The sequence below is a fragment of the Boudabousia liubingyangii genome (genome assembly GCF_001907245.1).
GTDB lineage: Bacteria > Actinomycetota > Actinomycetes > Actinomycetales > Actinomycetaceae > Boudabousia > Boudabousia liubingyangii.
Map to the genome: position 1 here is coordinate 197,013 of NZ_MQSU01000001.1, position 14,955 is coordinate 211,967.

General features: G+C 46.9%; 12 protein-coding genes. 3 read left to right on the forward strand and 9 right to left on the reverse strand.

Translation table 11 applies throughout. The features are described from left to right. Nucleotides 1-32 precede the first annotated feature (32 nt). Nucleotides 33-455, forward strand: coding sequence for a GtrA family protein (locus BSR28_RS09275; RefSeq protein WP_073713053.1), 423 nt, complete (start codon nucleotides 33-35; stop codon nucleotides 453-455). A gap of 1 nt (nucleotide 456) precedes the next feature. Then, nucleotides 457-2,016 carry a hypothetical protein gene (locus tag BSR28_RS00965; protein ID WP_073713054.1) on the forward strand — a complete coding sequence of 520 codons (1,560 nt, stop codon included), beginning with the start codon at nucleotides 457-459 and terminating at the stop codon, nucleotides 2,014-2,016. Nucleotide 2,017: 1 nt separating this feature from the next. Here BSR28_RS00965 and BSR28_RS00970 read toward each other — a convergent pair whose 3' ends face one another. Then, nucleotides 2,018-2,974, reverse strand: a complete 957-nt coding sequence (locus tag BSR28_RS00970; RefSeq protein ID WP_073713055.1) for a glycosyltransferase family 2 protein — start codon at nucleotides 2,972-2,974, stop codon at nucleotides 2,018-2,020. 254 nt (nucleotides 2,975-3,228) lie between these two features. Between BSR28_RS00970 and BSR28_RS00975 the strand changes: the two genes are divergently transcribed. Beyond that, the gene (locus BSR28_RS00975) at nucleotides 3,229-3,735 is read left to right on the forward strand and encodes an HXXEE domain-containing protein (protein WP_073713056.1); all 507 of its coding nucleotides are present in this window, start codon (nucleotides 3,229-3,231) and stop codon (nucleotides 3,733-3,735) included. Here BSR28_RS00975 and BSR28_RS00980 read toward each other — a convergent pair. From BSR28_RS00980 to BSR28_RS01020, 8 genes are all read right to left on the reverse strand, one after another. Next, the gene (locus BSR28_RS00980; protein WP_073713057.1) at nucleotides 3,732-4,403 is read right to left on the reverse strand and encodes a GNAT family N-acetyltransferase; all 672 of its coding nucleotides are present in this window, start codon (nucleotides 4,401-4,403) and stop codon (nucleotides 3,732-3,734) included. The genes BSR28_RS00975 and BSR28_RS00980 overlap by 4 nt on opposite strands. Before the next feature lie 196 nt (nucleotides 4,404-4,599). Further along, complete coding sequence (locus tag BSR28_RS00985) at nucleotides 4,600-5,043, reverse strand: DUF2871 domain-containing protein (RefSeq protein WP_073713058.1); 444 nt, start codon at nucleotides 5,041-5,043, stop codon at nucleotides 4,600-4,602. A 720-nt stretch (nucleotides 5,044-5,763) separates the two neighbouring features. Then, the gene (locus BSR28_RS00995; RefSeq protein WP_073713060.1) at nucleotides 5,764-7,659 is read right to left on the reverse strand and encodes a hypothetical protein; all 1,896 of its coding nucleotides are present in this window, start codon (nucleotides 7,657-7,659) and stop codon (nucleotides 5,764-5,766) included. Between the two features lie 337 nt (nucleotides 7,660-7,996). Further along, a complete protein-coding gene (locus tag BSR28_RS09085; RefSeq protein WP_073713061.1) occupies nucleotides 7,997-9,130 on the reverse strand; it encodes a restriction endonuclease subunit S in 1,134 nt (377 codons plus the stop codon). Beyond that, nucleotides 9,127-10,605: a class I SAM-dependent DNA methyltransferase gene (locus BSR28_RS01005; protein ID WP_073713062.1), complete on the reverse strand. Its 1,479-nt coding sequence runs from the start codon at nucleotides 10,603-10,605 to the stop codon at nucleotides 9,127-9,129. The genes BSR28_RS09085 and BSR28_RS01005 overlap by 4 nt, the downstream gene beginning before the upstream one ends. Nucleotides 10,606-10,629: 24 nt before the next feature. Then, nucleotides 10,630-13,032 carry an EcoAI/FtnUII family type I restriction enzme subunit R gene (hsdR, locus tag BSR28_RS01010; protein ID WP_143237523.1) on the reverse strand — a complete coding sequence of 801 codons (2,403 nt, stop codon included), beginning with the start codon at nucleotides 13,030-13,032 and terminating at the stop codon, nucleotides 10,630-10,632. Between the two features lie 412 nt (nucleotides 13,033-13,444). Beyond that, nucleotides 13,445-13,993 (reverse strand): hypothetical protein, encoded by a 549-nt coding sequence (locus BSR28_RS01015; protein WP_073713064.1) that lies wholly within the window; start codon nucleotides 13,991-13,993, stop codon nucleotides 13,445-13,447. A gap of 2 nt (nucleotides 13,994-13,995) precedes the next feature. Beyond that, complete coding sequence (locus BSR28_RS01020; protein WP_073713065.1) at nucleotides 13,996-14,955, reverse strand: glutathione S-transferase family protein; 960 nt, start codon at nucleotides 14,953-14,955, stop codon at nucleotides 13,996-13,998.

Consider the following 14,955-nt stretch of genomic DNA (forward strand, 5'->3'; position numbering starts at 1 on the left):
ATACAGAAGAAAACATAGTCATAGGATTTTTAATGAAGCTTAGTAAGCGCACTTTTGAACAGCTAGTCCGCTTTGGCCTAGTGGGTTTAGCGAATACTGCCTTTTACTATCTCACGTATCTACTGTTCCTCGAGCTAATCATTGTGCTAGGCGGCGAACTAAGCGATTGGCTCTTTGCTCATATTGCTGCTTGGTGTTTAGCTATTGTTTTTTCATTTTTCATGAATTGTCGTTTCACTTTTAAAGTAAAACCAACGTGGAAACGCTTTATGCTATTTCCTTCGACCACGTTATTGAACTTTTTCATCACAACTTTTGGTAGTTACGCGTTGATCTACTATTCCATTGTCAATGCGCGATTGGCAACCTTGATAGCTTCGGTAATCGCTATACCATTCACTTTTGTTCTAACAAAACTTGTTCTATCACCTAAGGAACCTCCAAAGGCTCAGTAATATGAATCCCCAAAATTTTCGGAACCAATCTGTACCTTTCAAACTTACAAAGCTAGCGCCCTTTATAGTTGGGTTATCTGCTTTCTTCTTCATTCGTCTGCTTTGGAACTATTCGCTAGGCAACGGAGATGAAATCTATTTTTCGACTGGCCATTCTACTTTCAAAATCCATGAAGGAACGAGACAGCAATGGTGGGATTTCTTCAAGATGCTTTGGGTTTCACATACGGGGAGGACTGCAGATTGGCTTTCCGGTGCGGTCTTCTATTGGGGCGCTAACGTTGGGAAATGGCTAGTAAGTGCAATTACCGTACTATGTGCAGCATTAATTGCTAAATCAACTCTTAAGCTTTCAGGAGCTATTACTGGGCACAATGCTTGGCTGATCGAAATCACTTGGATTCTGTCGGTACTGTTCTTATTTCCATTCGCGACTCTGAGTTCATCCTCAAATCTACTTCTTTATAGCGCTGCAATATGTAACTACCTAGTCCCTGCGGCCCTCTTAATTTGGTCCCTGCAATTCTTTTTTATAAGAAATGGAGGATCTGTAACGCACTCCCTAGCAGCAGGCTCTACTTTAGGGATAGTTGCCACGATGCATGAACAAGCTGCTGCGATCGTATTGGTCTGGGTTGCTATTATGGGCCTTTTATATTTAAAAGAAATTGGCTTAAAAAACTACTTGCTGTTTTCAGTTCCTGCTTTAGTGGGTTCGATAGAGATGTTCCTCGCGCCTGGACTTTGGGCAAAGCTTGGTACTTTTAATGAAGCTACGCCGGATCGTCCCCTACTACAAAAAATTTCACTTACATTCTTTAGTTGGAACTTACACTATTCTGTCTTGGTTATTGGTTTTAGTATTCTAATGGCTGCTTCAGTTTTGACAGCACGTTCCCTTTCACTTCTCCTTAGACTTTCGATAGCGACAGTAAGCCTTATTCTTTCCGTTTCATGGCTCTACCTGTTGTCAGATATGGATTTACAGTCGTTCTTGGAAGGCAATTCATACCGCACTGTAAGTGTTATTGGTAGTTTATCGCTTCTTGCGTGGTTCATTATTTCTCTTGTTATCTGGTTAGACCACGGCTCGAAGATAGTCTTCACTATCTCAGCATTTGGAGTCTCTTTTGGCCTCGCCGCCCTACCCGGACTAGGACAAATTCGTGTTTTCAACTACCCGATGCTCTTCTTGTTAAGTTCCATTTTTCTTGTTCTTCTTGATTTTATCTACGTAAAAGGGACACAAAATACAAGAAATGCGCAAATCCAGAAGAGTCAATCGCCTTTGGAAAAATTGTTACGATTAACAGCAGCTATTTCAGTTGGATTAATGATATTCTCATCTTTCTTCACGGCCAGGAACCTGTATGTTGCCCAGTCGGAAAACTATCCGGTTGGAGTTACTTTCCTTAAAGCGGTAAAGCAACAATGCGGACATGAAAAATGTCCTCTTAAAGACATTCCAAAGCTCCCAAATAGAACTGCTTTCCCCGGCTACGCAGACGATAATAAGACTTATGTGGAAGATATCCTTGCCTGGATAGAAGGAAGTTATTAATTCATTTCCATGTCGTCTTTTCAGGGAAGTAACGGGGGCGCCGTTTCACTTCATCATAGATCTTGCCGATATATTCACCTAACACTCCTATTGAAAGCATGACTAAGCCACCAATAATCCAGATTGATACGGAGAGTGACGCCCAACCTTCAACAGTAACGCCGCGGAAGAACTGCACTAGTGTGTAGATCAATAGGGCAATGCCAATAATGAAGACGCTAAACCCTAGCCGAGTGATCATCTTTAGCGGTTTGGTAGAAAATGACGTGATTCCCTGCCAGGCAAAAGCCAACATCTTTTTAAGCGGATACTTAGATTCTCCGGCTTCTCGTTTTGAACGATCATATGTTGCTATCGCAGTTTTGAATCCAAGGTCAACCGCTAGACCTCGTAAGAATAGGTTTCTTTCTTCATATTCGGATAGCGCTTCCATAGCACGCTTGGACATCAATCGACAATCCGCATGATTGGGAATTGTATCTGCCCCCAAATGCTGCATTACCGAGTAGAACCCCTTTGCCGTATTCCGTTTAAAGAAGGTATCGGTCGAACGGGCTTCACGTACTCCGAAAATTATTTCTGCCCCAGCCTGCGCTTCCTCGAGCATTTTGTCCAAAACATTAACATCGTCTTGTAGGTCTGCATCAATACTAAATGAATAATCACAATAGTCTTTGGCCTCAATCAAACCGGCATATAACGCGTTTTGATGCCCTCTATTATGCGCTAATTTCAATCCCTTAAAACGGGGATCACTCTCGCACAATTCTTCGATAATTCTCCATGTATTGTCTGAAGATCCATCGTCTACTAGTAACACTGAGCTAAATTCGCTAATGACTCTCTGCTCTTGAAGGGAATTGATTTTTTCAATCATTCTTGGAGCGGTAATACGCAGGACTTCTTCCTCGTTATAACAGGGACTAACGATCCAAACAGTAGGACAGATAGACGACATTTTGTTCCTTTACAATCAGCTTCTGTGTCTTATAGTACGCGATAGTTTCCTCTGGACACGTTCTATATACGCTCTTATCAGGAATGAAGGTCGTGGCCTGCATTGCGCAACTTCTGTTTAGTATTATCTTCTATATTCATTTCGGCAAATACAACTAAACGATAAGGTCGACAGGCTAGGATAAAGGCTTTTAAGAAAGAACTTTTTACACCTCCTTACATGCCTTTGCGACTGTTGTATCTGAGGAGAATCTTGTGGACTCGGTTAGTTTTTGGTTGGCTCTAGTGGGTTTCCTGCTCATGTTTGGTATTCATGAGTTTGAAGAGGCCACCCGCGTCCTACCTTGGCTGGATCGCAACCGTGACCGCCTACCGGCCCCGTTCCGGCACTTGCGGCTTAGCCGCCGTCAGTTTTGGTTTATTGCCGCCGAGGAAGCGCTGCTGATTATTTTGGTGGCCCTACTGTTACCGTCGGTTTGGCTGGCCGGGGCGGTTATTGCCTACGCGGTACACCTGCTGGTTCACGTGGTACAGATTTTGGTTACTGCCCGTTGGGGCTTTACGATCCCCGTATGGACGGCAGTGATTGAACTGCCGGTAATGCTGAACCTATTGTTCCTGCTGCCCACCAGGCAGGGTGACACGACCCTGCTGTTTACCAGCTTGGTCATGTCTGTGGTGATGGTCGTGAATCTGGTGCTGATGCACCTTTTGGTGAAGGTAGTGCCGGCCAGGAAGGGTCCTTCGGGACGGGTCGTTTAGAACAGATTTTTGACGTAGCGTTCTTCGGTGGCCGCATGGCCGTCAATGCTGACGGTCTTGGAGGCGTAGTCACTGGGAGCCTGCCAGCCGTGTGACTGGTAGAAGCGGATGGCGCGTTCGTTTCCAGCTAGGACCCACAGGTAGGCGCTTTCGTGTCCATGGGCGGCGATGGTCCGCTCCCCTAGTTCGATCAAGGCACTGCCGGCACCTTGCCCGAAGTGTTCGGGCGCCACGTAGATGCCTTTTAGTTCCCCCATGTGCTGGTAGTTTTCTTCCCGAGCCCGGCCCACAATGATCCAGCCGACCAGTTCACCGGCCACTTCGGCGACGAAGCATTCGTCCCAGGGCTCCCCACTAGCGTTATCCGGGGTGCTAGACGGGGCGGGCACCTCAGGAGTCGCTTCACCGGCCGCACCGCGTTCCCCACCGGCCATTCCACGTTCCCCGCCGGCCATATCATTTCCGGCAGCGATCATAGGGGCCAAACTACGGTGCCACTTCTGGGTTTGCCCCTCTAGCGTGCGCGCGTCAAGGAGTTCATCAGGTAGTAGTCCCCGGTAGGCTTCCGCCCAGGCATCCAAGTGGATTCGAGCGAACTGGGGCACGTCCGATTCTTGCACGGGACGCAGGATTACTTTCGGGTCCGTGCTGGCGTCTTCGGGTCGCATCCTTGCCTCCTTCAGCTCGTCTCCGGCCCCCTATGGGACTTCCCTTAACAGCAGTTTACCGGCAGACGACCCGTAAATAGCGAAACTTTAGACCCTTAAAGTTGCGTTTAAAGCTTCTAAACGAAAGGTTATCCCGTAAAAGAAGAAGTGGCGCCCACCCGTTAAAGGTGAACGCCACGGCCTCGGCAAGAAATAATCAGGCCTGCTTAACGCCGCGATCCTGCCCGGCGCCAACAGCCTGGTAGAGCGCGACGAGGATCAGCACTAGGCCCGCGGTCAGGCCAATGTGGCCCAGGCCAGCCATGCCAGAAATAGCCGCGTTCGGGCCCTTGGCCAGTTCACTGCCGCCCACCTGGACGATGCCTCGGACGATCATCATGATCACGGTGACGTTCAAGAAAATGTTGTAAACGATCAGGCCAATGTGGCCCAGCTTGGAGCCCAGGAAGTGGAAGCGGTCCTCTAGGGCCAGCATGATCAGGAAGAAGAACATGCCCAGCACGAAGTAGTGAGTGTGCAGGATAGACAGGGTGGTGAAGCCCTTAAATTCGGCGTATTTGGTGTACTCGCGGTAGAAGAAGCCGCCGGTCAGGGCCAGGGCCATGTAGATGATTGCGAGTTTGGCCAGTAACTTGTTCAAAGCATTTTTCCTTAATAACTAAAGGGTGCGCTGCCTACCAGCCACACCCCATTTTTATGACACTGTGTATTATAAAATGCTTTGGGGCCATTTAGCCACCCTGGCAACCGAACTCACAAACCGGGACAAAAACTAGGGAGCCCCTTAGACAAACCTCTTAGTCAAGAAGAAACATGTAGCAAGTGAAGACGGTCAGCAAAAGAGTAAAAATACTCACCACCCATGCCAAAACGTCTTGAAGAACCCTAAACGGCATCGGCGACTGGCCCTCACCATTCGGCCGGGAGGAAACTACTAGCTTCAAGAACAAAAATACGCCCCAAAGCAAAATCCCAAGCAAAGCCAATATCAGCCGAGTCCTATCAACCCATGGGGGCGAAACCTGCCCAGCCGGGACCCGAAAGATCAAAGTCTTGACGTAATCAGTATGCCAATACCCGGCAAAAGTCTGTACCTGCAGCAGGAAACCAAGCCACCACAAGCACCTCAGCAATACTCGCAGACCTGACCTGCCACCTGAGGCCCTAGTTCCGGATTTCATAGGCTAACTCTAGCAGGACACCGAAACTCCAGACATCAACACACCAAATGCAGCTTCCAGCTCCCCTTCATCTTTGCCGAGGACGCTCCGCCGGGTTTTCGGGTAGCAATAAAAACAAAACCCATCTCAGTAGAAATTACCGACAACATAGTGCTACATAATGACCTAGCACCAATAAACTATTTGAAGGATTGCTCCATCTCAGATCTTTCAATCAAAGACCTTTCATCCTGCGGCAAAGGAAAGAATAAAACTTCATCAGTTTCGCCTTTAAGTATCCCCCCTATCGTTGGCATGCTTAAGAACAATGTCCAGATTGGATATCTCATTAATTCTTCCAGCTCCTCCGACGACATTTTCTGATGGTAATACTTAAAATCATCTATATTTTCTAGAAGACCTGCTATTAGTAGGTTTAGAAGCAATGACTCTCCTCCATTACCCCTTGATTGAGAAGTCCTAAGATCACGTAACATATTCTTCTCAGTGTCGCTTAAGAAACGTTCTCTTCTATTCAGTTGTATCCGATTGATTATTGTGAAGTCTTCCTCACCGAACTTTTCCGAAATCCATGTAAGCAATTTTTTGGCTTGACGATAGTAGTATGGTCGATAGTTAACTTCCCTATCACCAAGGTTAATTAATTTCAGGCACATGTTATTCGCCAAGTCACGTGTATCGGAGTTAATACCAATGCTTTCGTAGTGTTCAACAAGATGACCTAAATTATTGTTTAACACTGAATGTAAAGATTTCTCATCAAAAATTTCATAAATTGTTGCACGCATGAGCTTATTAGTGCTCGAGTCACAATTTTCTGGACCAGCATAAAAGTACAATTGATCTGGCTGAAATAAGGAATATAAACCTTCTACGCCGTTTATTTCTCCGGCAAATAGTTCAATGCGCTTTTCCCCCACTGGAAATGCAACTCTCCCCTCACCTTCAGCGTTAACAAACGTCCTATCTCGTTTTTCTAATGCTAAGGACATTTCCTTAAGGAAATCTGATCTCATATGTTTAATATCGCCCAGAAGTAGAAAGTTTGGATCAATTCCTAAAGAAGTACAACAACTAGATAGCTCTTGACAATACTGAAGCATCCCAGAATTTTTTTGAGTATATGCCTGATCGAATCCTTCAACTTTCAAGCCCCCTTCTTCACCAAACTGCAGTTCTCTAGTACGCGCGAGAGCATCAATAAATTCGACGGCTTTTTTCAATGTTACGAAAGGAATACTTTCATCTGTTGAAAGTCTAAGGCTTAGTCTAGGTTTATCTGGATTGATCACAAAGTCTATAGCTAGGGCTCTAGATAGTATAAGCTTCGCCGAAGAAGAGGTCTTTTGTTTCTTATAGACATCTTCATAAAGAACTTCTCCGCTAGCAACAGAAAATGGGTATTCTTCGATGGCTGGGGCTAATGTTACAGATGCGGAAGAAAGTAAAAACTCTTCTCCGAAACTATCAATTACCGATAGGGTAAAATCATCTTTGAAGCTATCTAGTTGAATGGCTTCTCCCGGATTACTCAAGTCTTGCATAGACGCAAGTTTGAAACCTCTCACCTCCACTTTGTTCAAAAGAGAACGGCTAATAGCTTTCGGATGGTTCAAGTGCTCTACAGCAATCTCCATTAGTTGCCGAATTTGGTTTTCCTCGCTCGGGAATCGCTTGAGAGGGACACTGATACTCTTACCTTGACGAGCTTCTAAGAGTCGTTCACATCTTGATCCATGAAGCAGCGAATAAAACACCTGTGGATCCCGTTTCGACTCAGATAAATCGATAAAGACTGCAAAAAATAATACTCCACCAAGGTTCTTGTATATCTGAATATCAGTACGTTTTAACGGGAATGATTTTGGATGTTTCTTATTTGTATAAGTCTTTCCTTTAATCTGAACCGGGATTTTTCCACGAATAGTTATGCACTCCCTATCGTAGACAAAAATGTCCCCATCAAATGCGGGAGTTTTATCATTTCTTTGAAAATTAGGGATTACTTCATCTGGTAAAAGATGTTCTTCTACAGCATTAACTGCTTTCTGCTCAATTTTTCTGGAACTTATCAATTTATGTTCTCCATGGAAGATAACTAAGAACCTTCTACACCAATAGACTCATGTTTCTACTGTTCTATCTACAAGTCAAGAGCCTCTTTCGCTAACCACCACAAGTTAGCAATATGCCCGAATATTAGTTTTCTTTGTTCTTGAGGATTGTTGGCCTGGCGACATCACATAAGGAATAATCAATCCATCAGTTTTCGCCTTCGATCCATGTTGTTTTACAACAAAAGATCAAAAATCAGAGATCATTAGATAGGCAAGAGAAAACAAGATCCTGCGCCACAAGATTAAAAGAAGATGCAACGCACTACCCGAGTTCACTACCTATAAACTTATAATTTTAGGTAAAAGACTCTAGTTGCCTTAATGCATCACAATACCTACGAGAGAAAGTAACAACATCATCTTGATACTCATTAGACGGTAATCCAAAGGACAAAGCCATAAGATTTTTCACCGCTAATCCTGGCTGCGCAGTTGCGGTTGCATATTGATTTAGATTCATAGCAGTTAAGAGGTAAAAAGCCCATTCAGGATTTATGTCTAAGTTACATGACACAGTTACAGCATGTTCCGTGGCATAAAATTTTCCTCTAGCTATCTTTACGTTTCCGCAAAGAGCTCCTTGCCTACCAATAAGGGGAAAAGTACCCTCGTAATTGTAGCGGTCAACATACCCACGTATACCATTGCCCCCAAAGCAGGGATAGGCACCTGAACTCTTGATTTCAGAAGCCTTTATAAATTTTCCAGCTTTCAGGGTAAAAGCCTCACCTATGGTTACTAATTTCGTAGGTGTTTGACCTAAAATTTGCGAATCCAGAATAAGTTTTAGCAGACCTTGCAAAAGCAGATCTGGGAGGTCGCGGTCTAGATCTTCTCTCTCTCTCTCGAGTTCAGCAAGACGATCAATTTTAGAATCAAGTAATTCAAGGCGCGCGAGGATGGCTTTCTGCTCACTTAAAGGTGGGATGAGAATTTTAGAATCAAGAAGTTGTTTTAACTTAATACCTTGAACAGTCGCACCAGAGGTCTGAAACTCCAATCCAGAGATGGCGAGCATTAAATATTCCGGAAGAACAGAATCGTCCGGGAAAAGAGCACGTAAATCCTGATTGATTGCCACCTCAATTTTATTTACGCAAACTTTACCAACTCCCATTCGCATCCCAACGATGACAGAATCAACGGGAATTAAATTTGATGAGGATTCTTTAAGACCTCTCTCTGTAATTGTGTCTTGAGTTCGCGTTAGAACAGTCGATTTAATGTCTTTGATGCTCGCCCAAGCAATACCTCCACCCCAATAACTAACTTCAGTTTTCGATGGAGTTCCACCACCTTTATGTCCTGTAATAACTTTGTGTATTTCACGCGGTAGCCAGGGAGAAGCAGAGGAAACTTGCAAATCGCGCGTAAGGTCACCTGATAACGCCGCTACCCTCACGGCCTTTCTTAGTTTTTCTGCGATCATGCGCGTGCCTCGTTGAGGATGGCTTCGATGAGGGCGATTTGTTGGTCGATTTGGGCGTCGAGTTCGGCGCGTCGTTTGCGGTAGTTGGCGATGGTTTCTTCTGGGGTGAGGATTTCTTGTACCTTTTGGGGATAGCCGCACTGGTCAAAGTTATAGTCTACATCCACGAGCTCTTGCGCGGTGAACTTTTTCGCCTTGTAGGTGTCGGTCTCAAGGTCCTTGATGTCTTTGCGGTCGTGCCACCACTCCCAGCACTCATCAAAGTGCTTCATTTCCATGGGGCGGGTTTTGGAGAACGCCTTGTATCCTTCGGGTAGGTCTACGCGGTAGAACCATGTTTCCTTAGTTGGTCCTTGGTGATCGAAGAACAGAAGGTTTGTGGCGATAGAGGTGTATGGGGCGAAGACACTTCCGGGTAGGCGGATAATTGTGTGGAGGTTGAAGTCTTTTAGTAGTTTTTTCTTTATTTCTAGCTTGGCGCGGTCAGAGCCGAAGAGTAGACCGTCAGGCAAAACCACCCCAGCGCGTCCGTTCTTTTTCATGCGGTACATGATGAGTGCCATGAATAGATCAGCGGTTTCGCTTGAACGTAGATTGGCCGGGAAGTTTGCTTGCACGCTGGCCTGTTCTGTACCTCCGTAGGGTGGGTTCATGAGCAGCAGAGTGTACTTTTCGTCCTCTTTAAACTCACGTACATTGCGTTCGAGGGAGTTGCCGTGGAAGAAACTGGGTGCGTCCACGTCATGCAACAATAGGTTCGTAACCCCCAGTAGGTAGGCCATTGGTTTTTTCTCGATGCCGTGAACTGCATTGCGGTATTTTTCTCGGTCCTCCACCGTGTTCACCTGGGTCTCTAGATGTTTGAGACTAGAGGTGAGGAACCCACCCGTGCCAGCAGCGAAGTCTGCGATTGAATCATCAAGGGTTGGGTTAGTGGCTTTGACCATGAAATCAGTAACTGCGCGGGGCGTATAGTACTCGCCGCTAGAACCTGCGCTTTGTAACTGTTTAAGGAGACTTTCATATATGTCACCGAAGGCGTGGCGTTCTTCGTAACTGTCAAAATCAATCTCGTCTACCAGATTCACCAGCTGGCGGATAAGAACGCCGTCCTTCATGTACTGGTTCGCATCATCAAAGACCGCTTTAACAATTGCTTTACGCAGCGGGGTACGTTTAGTAACCGGCAGGGCTTTCAACGTTGGGAAGAGTTCTAGGTTGATGAAGTCAAGCAGGGGCTGACCTGTTAGGGCTTGACCGTCTTTATTGTCTACTGCCCAGTTCCGCCAACGCAGTTCCTCGGGAATGATGGAAATATAATCGTCTTCGTCAAGTTCCCATTGTTCTTCCTTGGCATCATAGACCTTAAGGAAAAGAAGCCAAGTGAGCTGCTCGATTCTCTGAGCATCACCGTTGATCCCAGCGTCCCCGCGCATGATGTTGCGTGAGGTGGAAATGAAAGAATTTAAACTCATAACAATACTTTTCCTCTAAGTTATTTATGCGGCGTAGATAGAATCGACAAGTTCGTGTACCGCTTTAAGATAGTCATCCTTGCCGCCAAACATTTTCACAATCTTAGGTGGGGACCCGAAATGTGAGAACGGATCGTTAGCTAAGATACGAATATCTTCAATCTGGGTAACACCTAGAGTCGCATACTTTTCCAACAAGCCCGACAAGACTGCCTGACATTCCTCAGAATATTTATGCAAATAGCCAGTCTTTTTGACCTTATTAGCACGTTCTTTCCGGGTCAGAGGTGGCTTATCAAAAGCCACATGCATAATCAGATCAAAATCGTCAAGATCCTGACCAATATCCCCAGCCTCATCACGCAAGGCTGCGAGGAGTACACCTTGTTCTTGAAGTTCCTCAATGAGGGCAGCCTTACGCGAAGCATGCGACCAAGCTTCAAGGAACTCACTCAAAGTGGCATACTGGCCCAGCAGGTTCTTCCTCGAATAATCCGTCACAGACTCAGTGACGAGTTTACCGCTCTTAGGATCAATGAACTGAACACGCTCATTAAGCAGTCGAACTTCTACTCCCCTAACCCGCACTTTTCTTGGTTTACCAGGATCTACAATAGGGTCCCGATCCCGGTCCCGGTCATCATCAATTGGGGTTAACGGCTCAATATCATCATCAAGATCTACACCTGGGCAAGGTCCCGGTTCGATAGGTGGATCAATATCATCATCCTCAGGCCAATCGGGTTCACCATCCCGATCACCATCAAGGACATCCTTAATAACAACCGGCTCACCATCAAAATCTGGGTCAGCAAACAAACGAGTCGAGCCCCGGAAATCCAAAATCGTAAAGAATTCCTTCCCATACTCAGGCGCTAAGCGAGTACCTCGACCAATAATCTGTTTAAACTCCGTCATTGAGCCAATATTGGCTTCGAGCACAATAAGCTTAATAGTTTTAACATCCACTCCGGTAGTTAACAGTTTCGAGGTAGTAACAACCGTGGGATAAGGCTCGTTAACGTCAGCGAAGTTTTCTAACTGATTCTTCCCCTCTTCATCATCACCGGTAATACGCATGACATAACGGTGATCGGCCAGCATCTGTTCCACGTTCTCATTCGCAAGAGCCTGACGCATACGCTCAGCATGCTCAATATCAGAACAGAACACAATAGTTTTTGAATCCTGACCGTACTTACGAAGCCACGATGATACATACTTAGCTACCATCTGAGTACGCTCATCAATTATTAGGTTGCGATCGAAATCCTTAATGTTGTACTCACGGTCTTCAACCAAATGACCCTCAACATCAGTTTTACCTTCTTCAGGGCGCCACCCCTCAAGATCCACATTCAACCCAGCACGCAAAACCTTATAGGGCGCCAAGAACCCATCAGCAATACCCTCTTTAAGACTGTAAGTGTAAATGGGGTCCCCGAAATAGGTAATGTTAGAAACCTCCTTGGTTTCCTTAGGCGTAGCAGTCAGACCCAAATGGATCGCACTTGAGAAATAATCAAGGACAGCACGCCACTGAGAATCATCCTTCGCCGAGCCACGATGACACTCATCAACCACCACTAGATCAAAAAACTCAGGTTTAAACTGACGGAATGGCTCCATCCCATCCTCACCAGCCAACTGATGATACAGACTTAGATAGACCTCATACGAACTATCAAGCCTGCGGTTACGTACCTTAGTAAGCCTATTACCCAAGGGCCGGAAATCCCCACTAATAGTCTGATCAAGCAAATAATTACGATCAGCAAGATAAAGCACCCGCTTAACCTTACCCGCCTCAAGCAAACGCCAAATAATCTGAAAAGCAGTAAAAGTCTTCCCAGTACCCGTAGCCATCACCAACAAAAGCCGACGCCTATCTTGAGCTACAGCCTCCACCGTACGATCAATAGCAATACGCTGATAATAACGCGGCTCCTTATCAATAAACTGATCATAATGATACGGCTCGCGAAGTACCTGCTGACTCTCACCACTCAGACCACGAGCATCAACATACCGCTGCCACAATTCATCCTCACTAGGAAACTCACCAAGCCCAAACTCTCGTTCAGCCCCCGTAAGAAAATCATGCTCAATAAAACCCGTACCATTCGAAGAATAAGCAAAAGGCGCATCCAACTTCACCGCATACCCCATAGCCTGCTGCAAACCCGCACTCACACTACGGTTCCCACCCTTAGCTTCAACCACCGCAATCGCTTTACCGGTCCCCTTCATACGCAACACATAATCAGCACGCAAATTCCGACCACGCCGCGTCTTACGACCATCAACAATAATCTGGCCAGGGGCAAAGGCCTCCATAAACAACTGCTCACGATCCCAACCAGCCGTCTCAACCAAAGCAGGAGTGATGAAACGCTGCTTAACATCTTCCTCAGTTAAATGTTCCACCCATACCTCCCAAGACACCCACGCTCTCTACCAGTCTCAAAACAAAAACCACGCGGGGAACAAACTGTGATCCATCACCATTTTAGAGACAAAACCCCCAACCCAACACCCGAAACACCAACCAATTTACAAAGCTAAAATCACGAAAAACTGCACCTACATTATTCCTGTATTGGTTGAACATCATGGTATGTCTGAAATACAGAGAATTAGTTTTCAAGGGAATAATCAGATAGGAGGGTTGCCTCCGACTAGGAGGTATCGCCTAAACCCCTCAAACTCACACTGATGAAGCTTTAGAAACTCCGAAACGACACAAAATCAACACTCGAAAAGCATAGGGCTCCGAGTATCCGGCATTACTAGCCCATATTTTCAAACAGTGGCAACTCTTATGAGTAAAGCATGAAAGCTATTTCTTGGGGCCAAAAATAATAGGCCCAACATCTTTGATTTTTTCCACGAAAGAAAAATACTTATCAAGCAGCACCACGCCACCTGATTGGATTTTCACGCCCACCACTAGGGCCTCATCGGACTGTGATTCGACCGTAAAATTCGGACCAAAATATCGAAGCCAAGTGACCGTAATATCGCTCTTGTTAATCACCTTATCCGTCTGGAAACAGTACAGGTCCGGAATATCAAACTGACTCTTGGAATACGTATCGACGCAAACCTGCCCCACACTCTGATACACGTCAACACTGTTCATCTCCTGTGCCCCACCACGATAAGAGGCCACCAACTGGCCAGGCGGAACCACATGGACCGCAGTGTTAGCTGGCTTGATCCTAATTCCAAAGGCCAAACTCACTACCAACACCAACAGGCTAATCCCAATCAAAACCTTAAGCCAAGGTTGCGCCTTAGCAGCCGGCCTTAGCTGGGAGCCTTCAGGTGTTTGGGGACCTACAGCGTCAGGCTGGATAGCCTGCTCTTCACTGTTCCCCTGACTCATGACTAGAGGTGTAGGGCGCTGCGTTCTTCGGCGCTTAGCCAGACGGGGTTGTCTAGTAGGCGTTTGAAGTAGCCGTCTAGGTGGGGCCAGTCGGCGAAGGCAGAGCCTGATTCGCGGACCGCTAGGGAGCCGGCGCGGGCCGCGTCCTCACTGTTCAGGCCCTTTTCTAGGGCGCTATCGCGGGCGGCCTTAAAGATCTGCTTCGCGCGGGAAGCGGCCAAGGAAACTAGGATCGCGAAGACTCGGACGTCACTGCCTCGGACTTGGGAGTCAATCATCCAGCCGTTAGCGACCAGGCGGCCCTCCAGCTGGTTCAGGGCAGTCACGACCTTCGTCTGGGCGGCAGTGATCTCTTCCTGGTCATCAGAGTGCAGCATGGTGCCGTTCGGGTGGTACAGGTTCTCATCAACCCACTCATCGAACTTATCGATCTCTGCCCGCACTTCCGGATCCTGCGGGTACAAGTCCGGGGCGTCCGCCGCATGCAATTCCTTCCAAGCATTCGCCAGATCCTCAAGAATATCCCCAGACTGGCGGGAGACGATCTGCCCACGGAAGTGGCCCTGCTGGTCCACGATCACGGGAACGGAAGTGGATTCGCCGGGTTCCCAACCGGGTTGGCGGCGGTACAGTTCGCGGGTAGTGCGGACTCGTAGGTCCTGGTCAAAAGCCTGGTCGTGGGTTTCGAAGCAGAAACCATCATCACTGCCCTTGTAAGCTCGGGAAAGTTCTAGGGCCTCGGTTAGACCCAGTAGTCGGCGGGCGATTTCTGCACGCCGGCACCACGGGCAACCCACGTAGGTGACCAGGCGGTAACGGCCCGCCTGTACGGGGAGGGTGGGTTCGGCACCCTCGTGCGCGGCAAGGAAAATATCGTCGTGCTGGCCACCTTCAGCTTGGGGTTCACCGGTCTGCGGGGTGGTTTCAGAACTAGGGGCGAAACGTAGATGCGGGACGGGCAT

What these genes read in the sequence shown, in the direction of transcription:
- BSR28_RS01015 (WP_073713064.1), bottom strand. Translation starts at nt 13,993, where the DNA reads ATGAGTCAGGGGAACAGTGAAGAGCAGGCTATCCAGCCTGACGCTGTA.
- BSR28_RS00980 (WP_073713057.1), bottom strand. Translation starts at nt 4,403, where the DNA reads ATGCGACCCGAAGACGCCAGCACGGACCCGAAAGTAATCCTGCGTCCC.
- BSR28_RS00965 (WP_073713054.1), top strand. Translation starts at nt 457, where the DNA reads ATGAATCCCCAAAATTTTCGGAACCAATCTGTACCTTTCAAACTTACA.
- BSR28_RS00970 (WP_073713055.1), bottom strand. Translation starts at nt 2,974, where the DNA reads ATGTCGTCTATCTGTCCTACTGTTTGGATCGTTAGTCCCTGTTATAAC.
- BSR28_RS01020 (WP_073713065.1), bottom strand. Translation starts at nt 14,955, where the DNA reads ATGCCCGTCCCGCATCTACGTTTCGCCCCTAGTTCTGAAACCACCCCG.
- BSR28_RS01005 (WP_073713062.1), bottom strand. Translation starts at nt 10,605, where the DNA reads ATGAGTTTAAATTCTTTCATTTCCACCTCACGCAACATCATGCGCGGG.
- BSR28_RS09085 (WP_073713061.1), bottom strand. Translation starts at nt 9,130, where the DNA reads ATGATCGCAGAAAAACTAAGAAAGGCCGTGAGGGTAGCGGCGTTATCA.
- BSR28_RS09275 (WP_073713053.1), top strand. Translation starts at nt 33, where the DNA reads ATGAAGCTTAGTAAGCGCACTTTTGAACAGCTAGTCCGCTTTGGCCTA.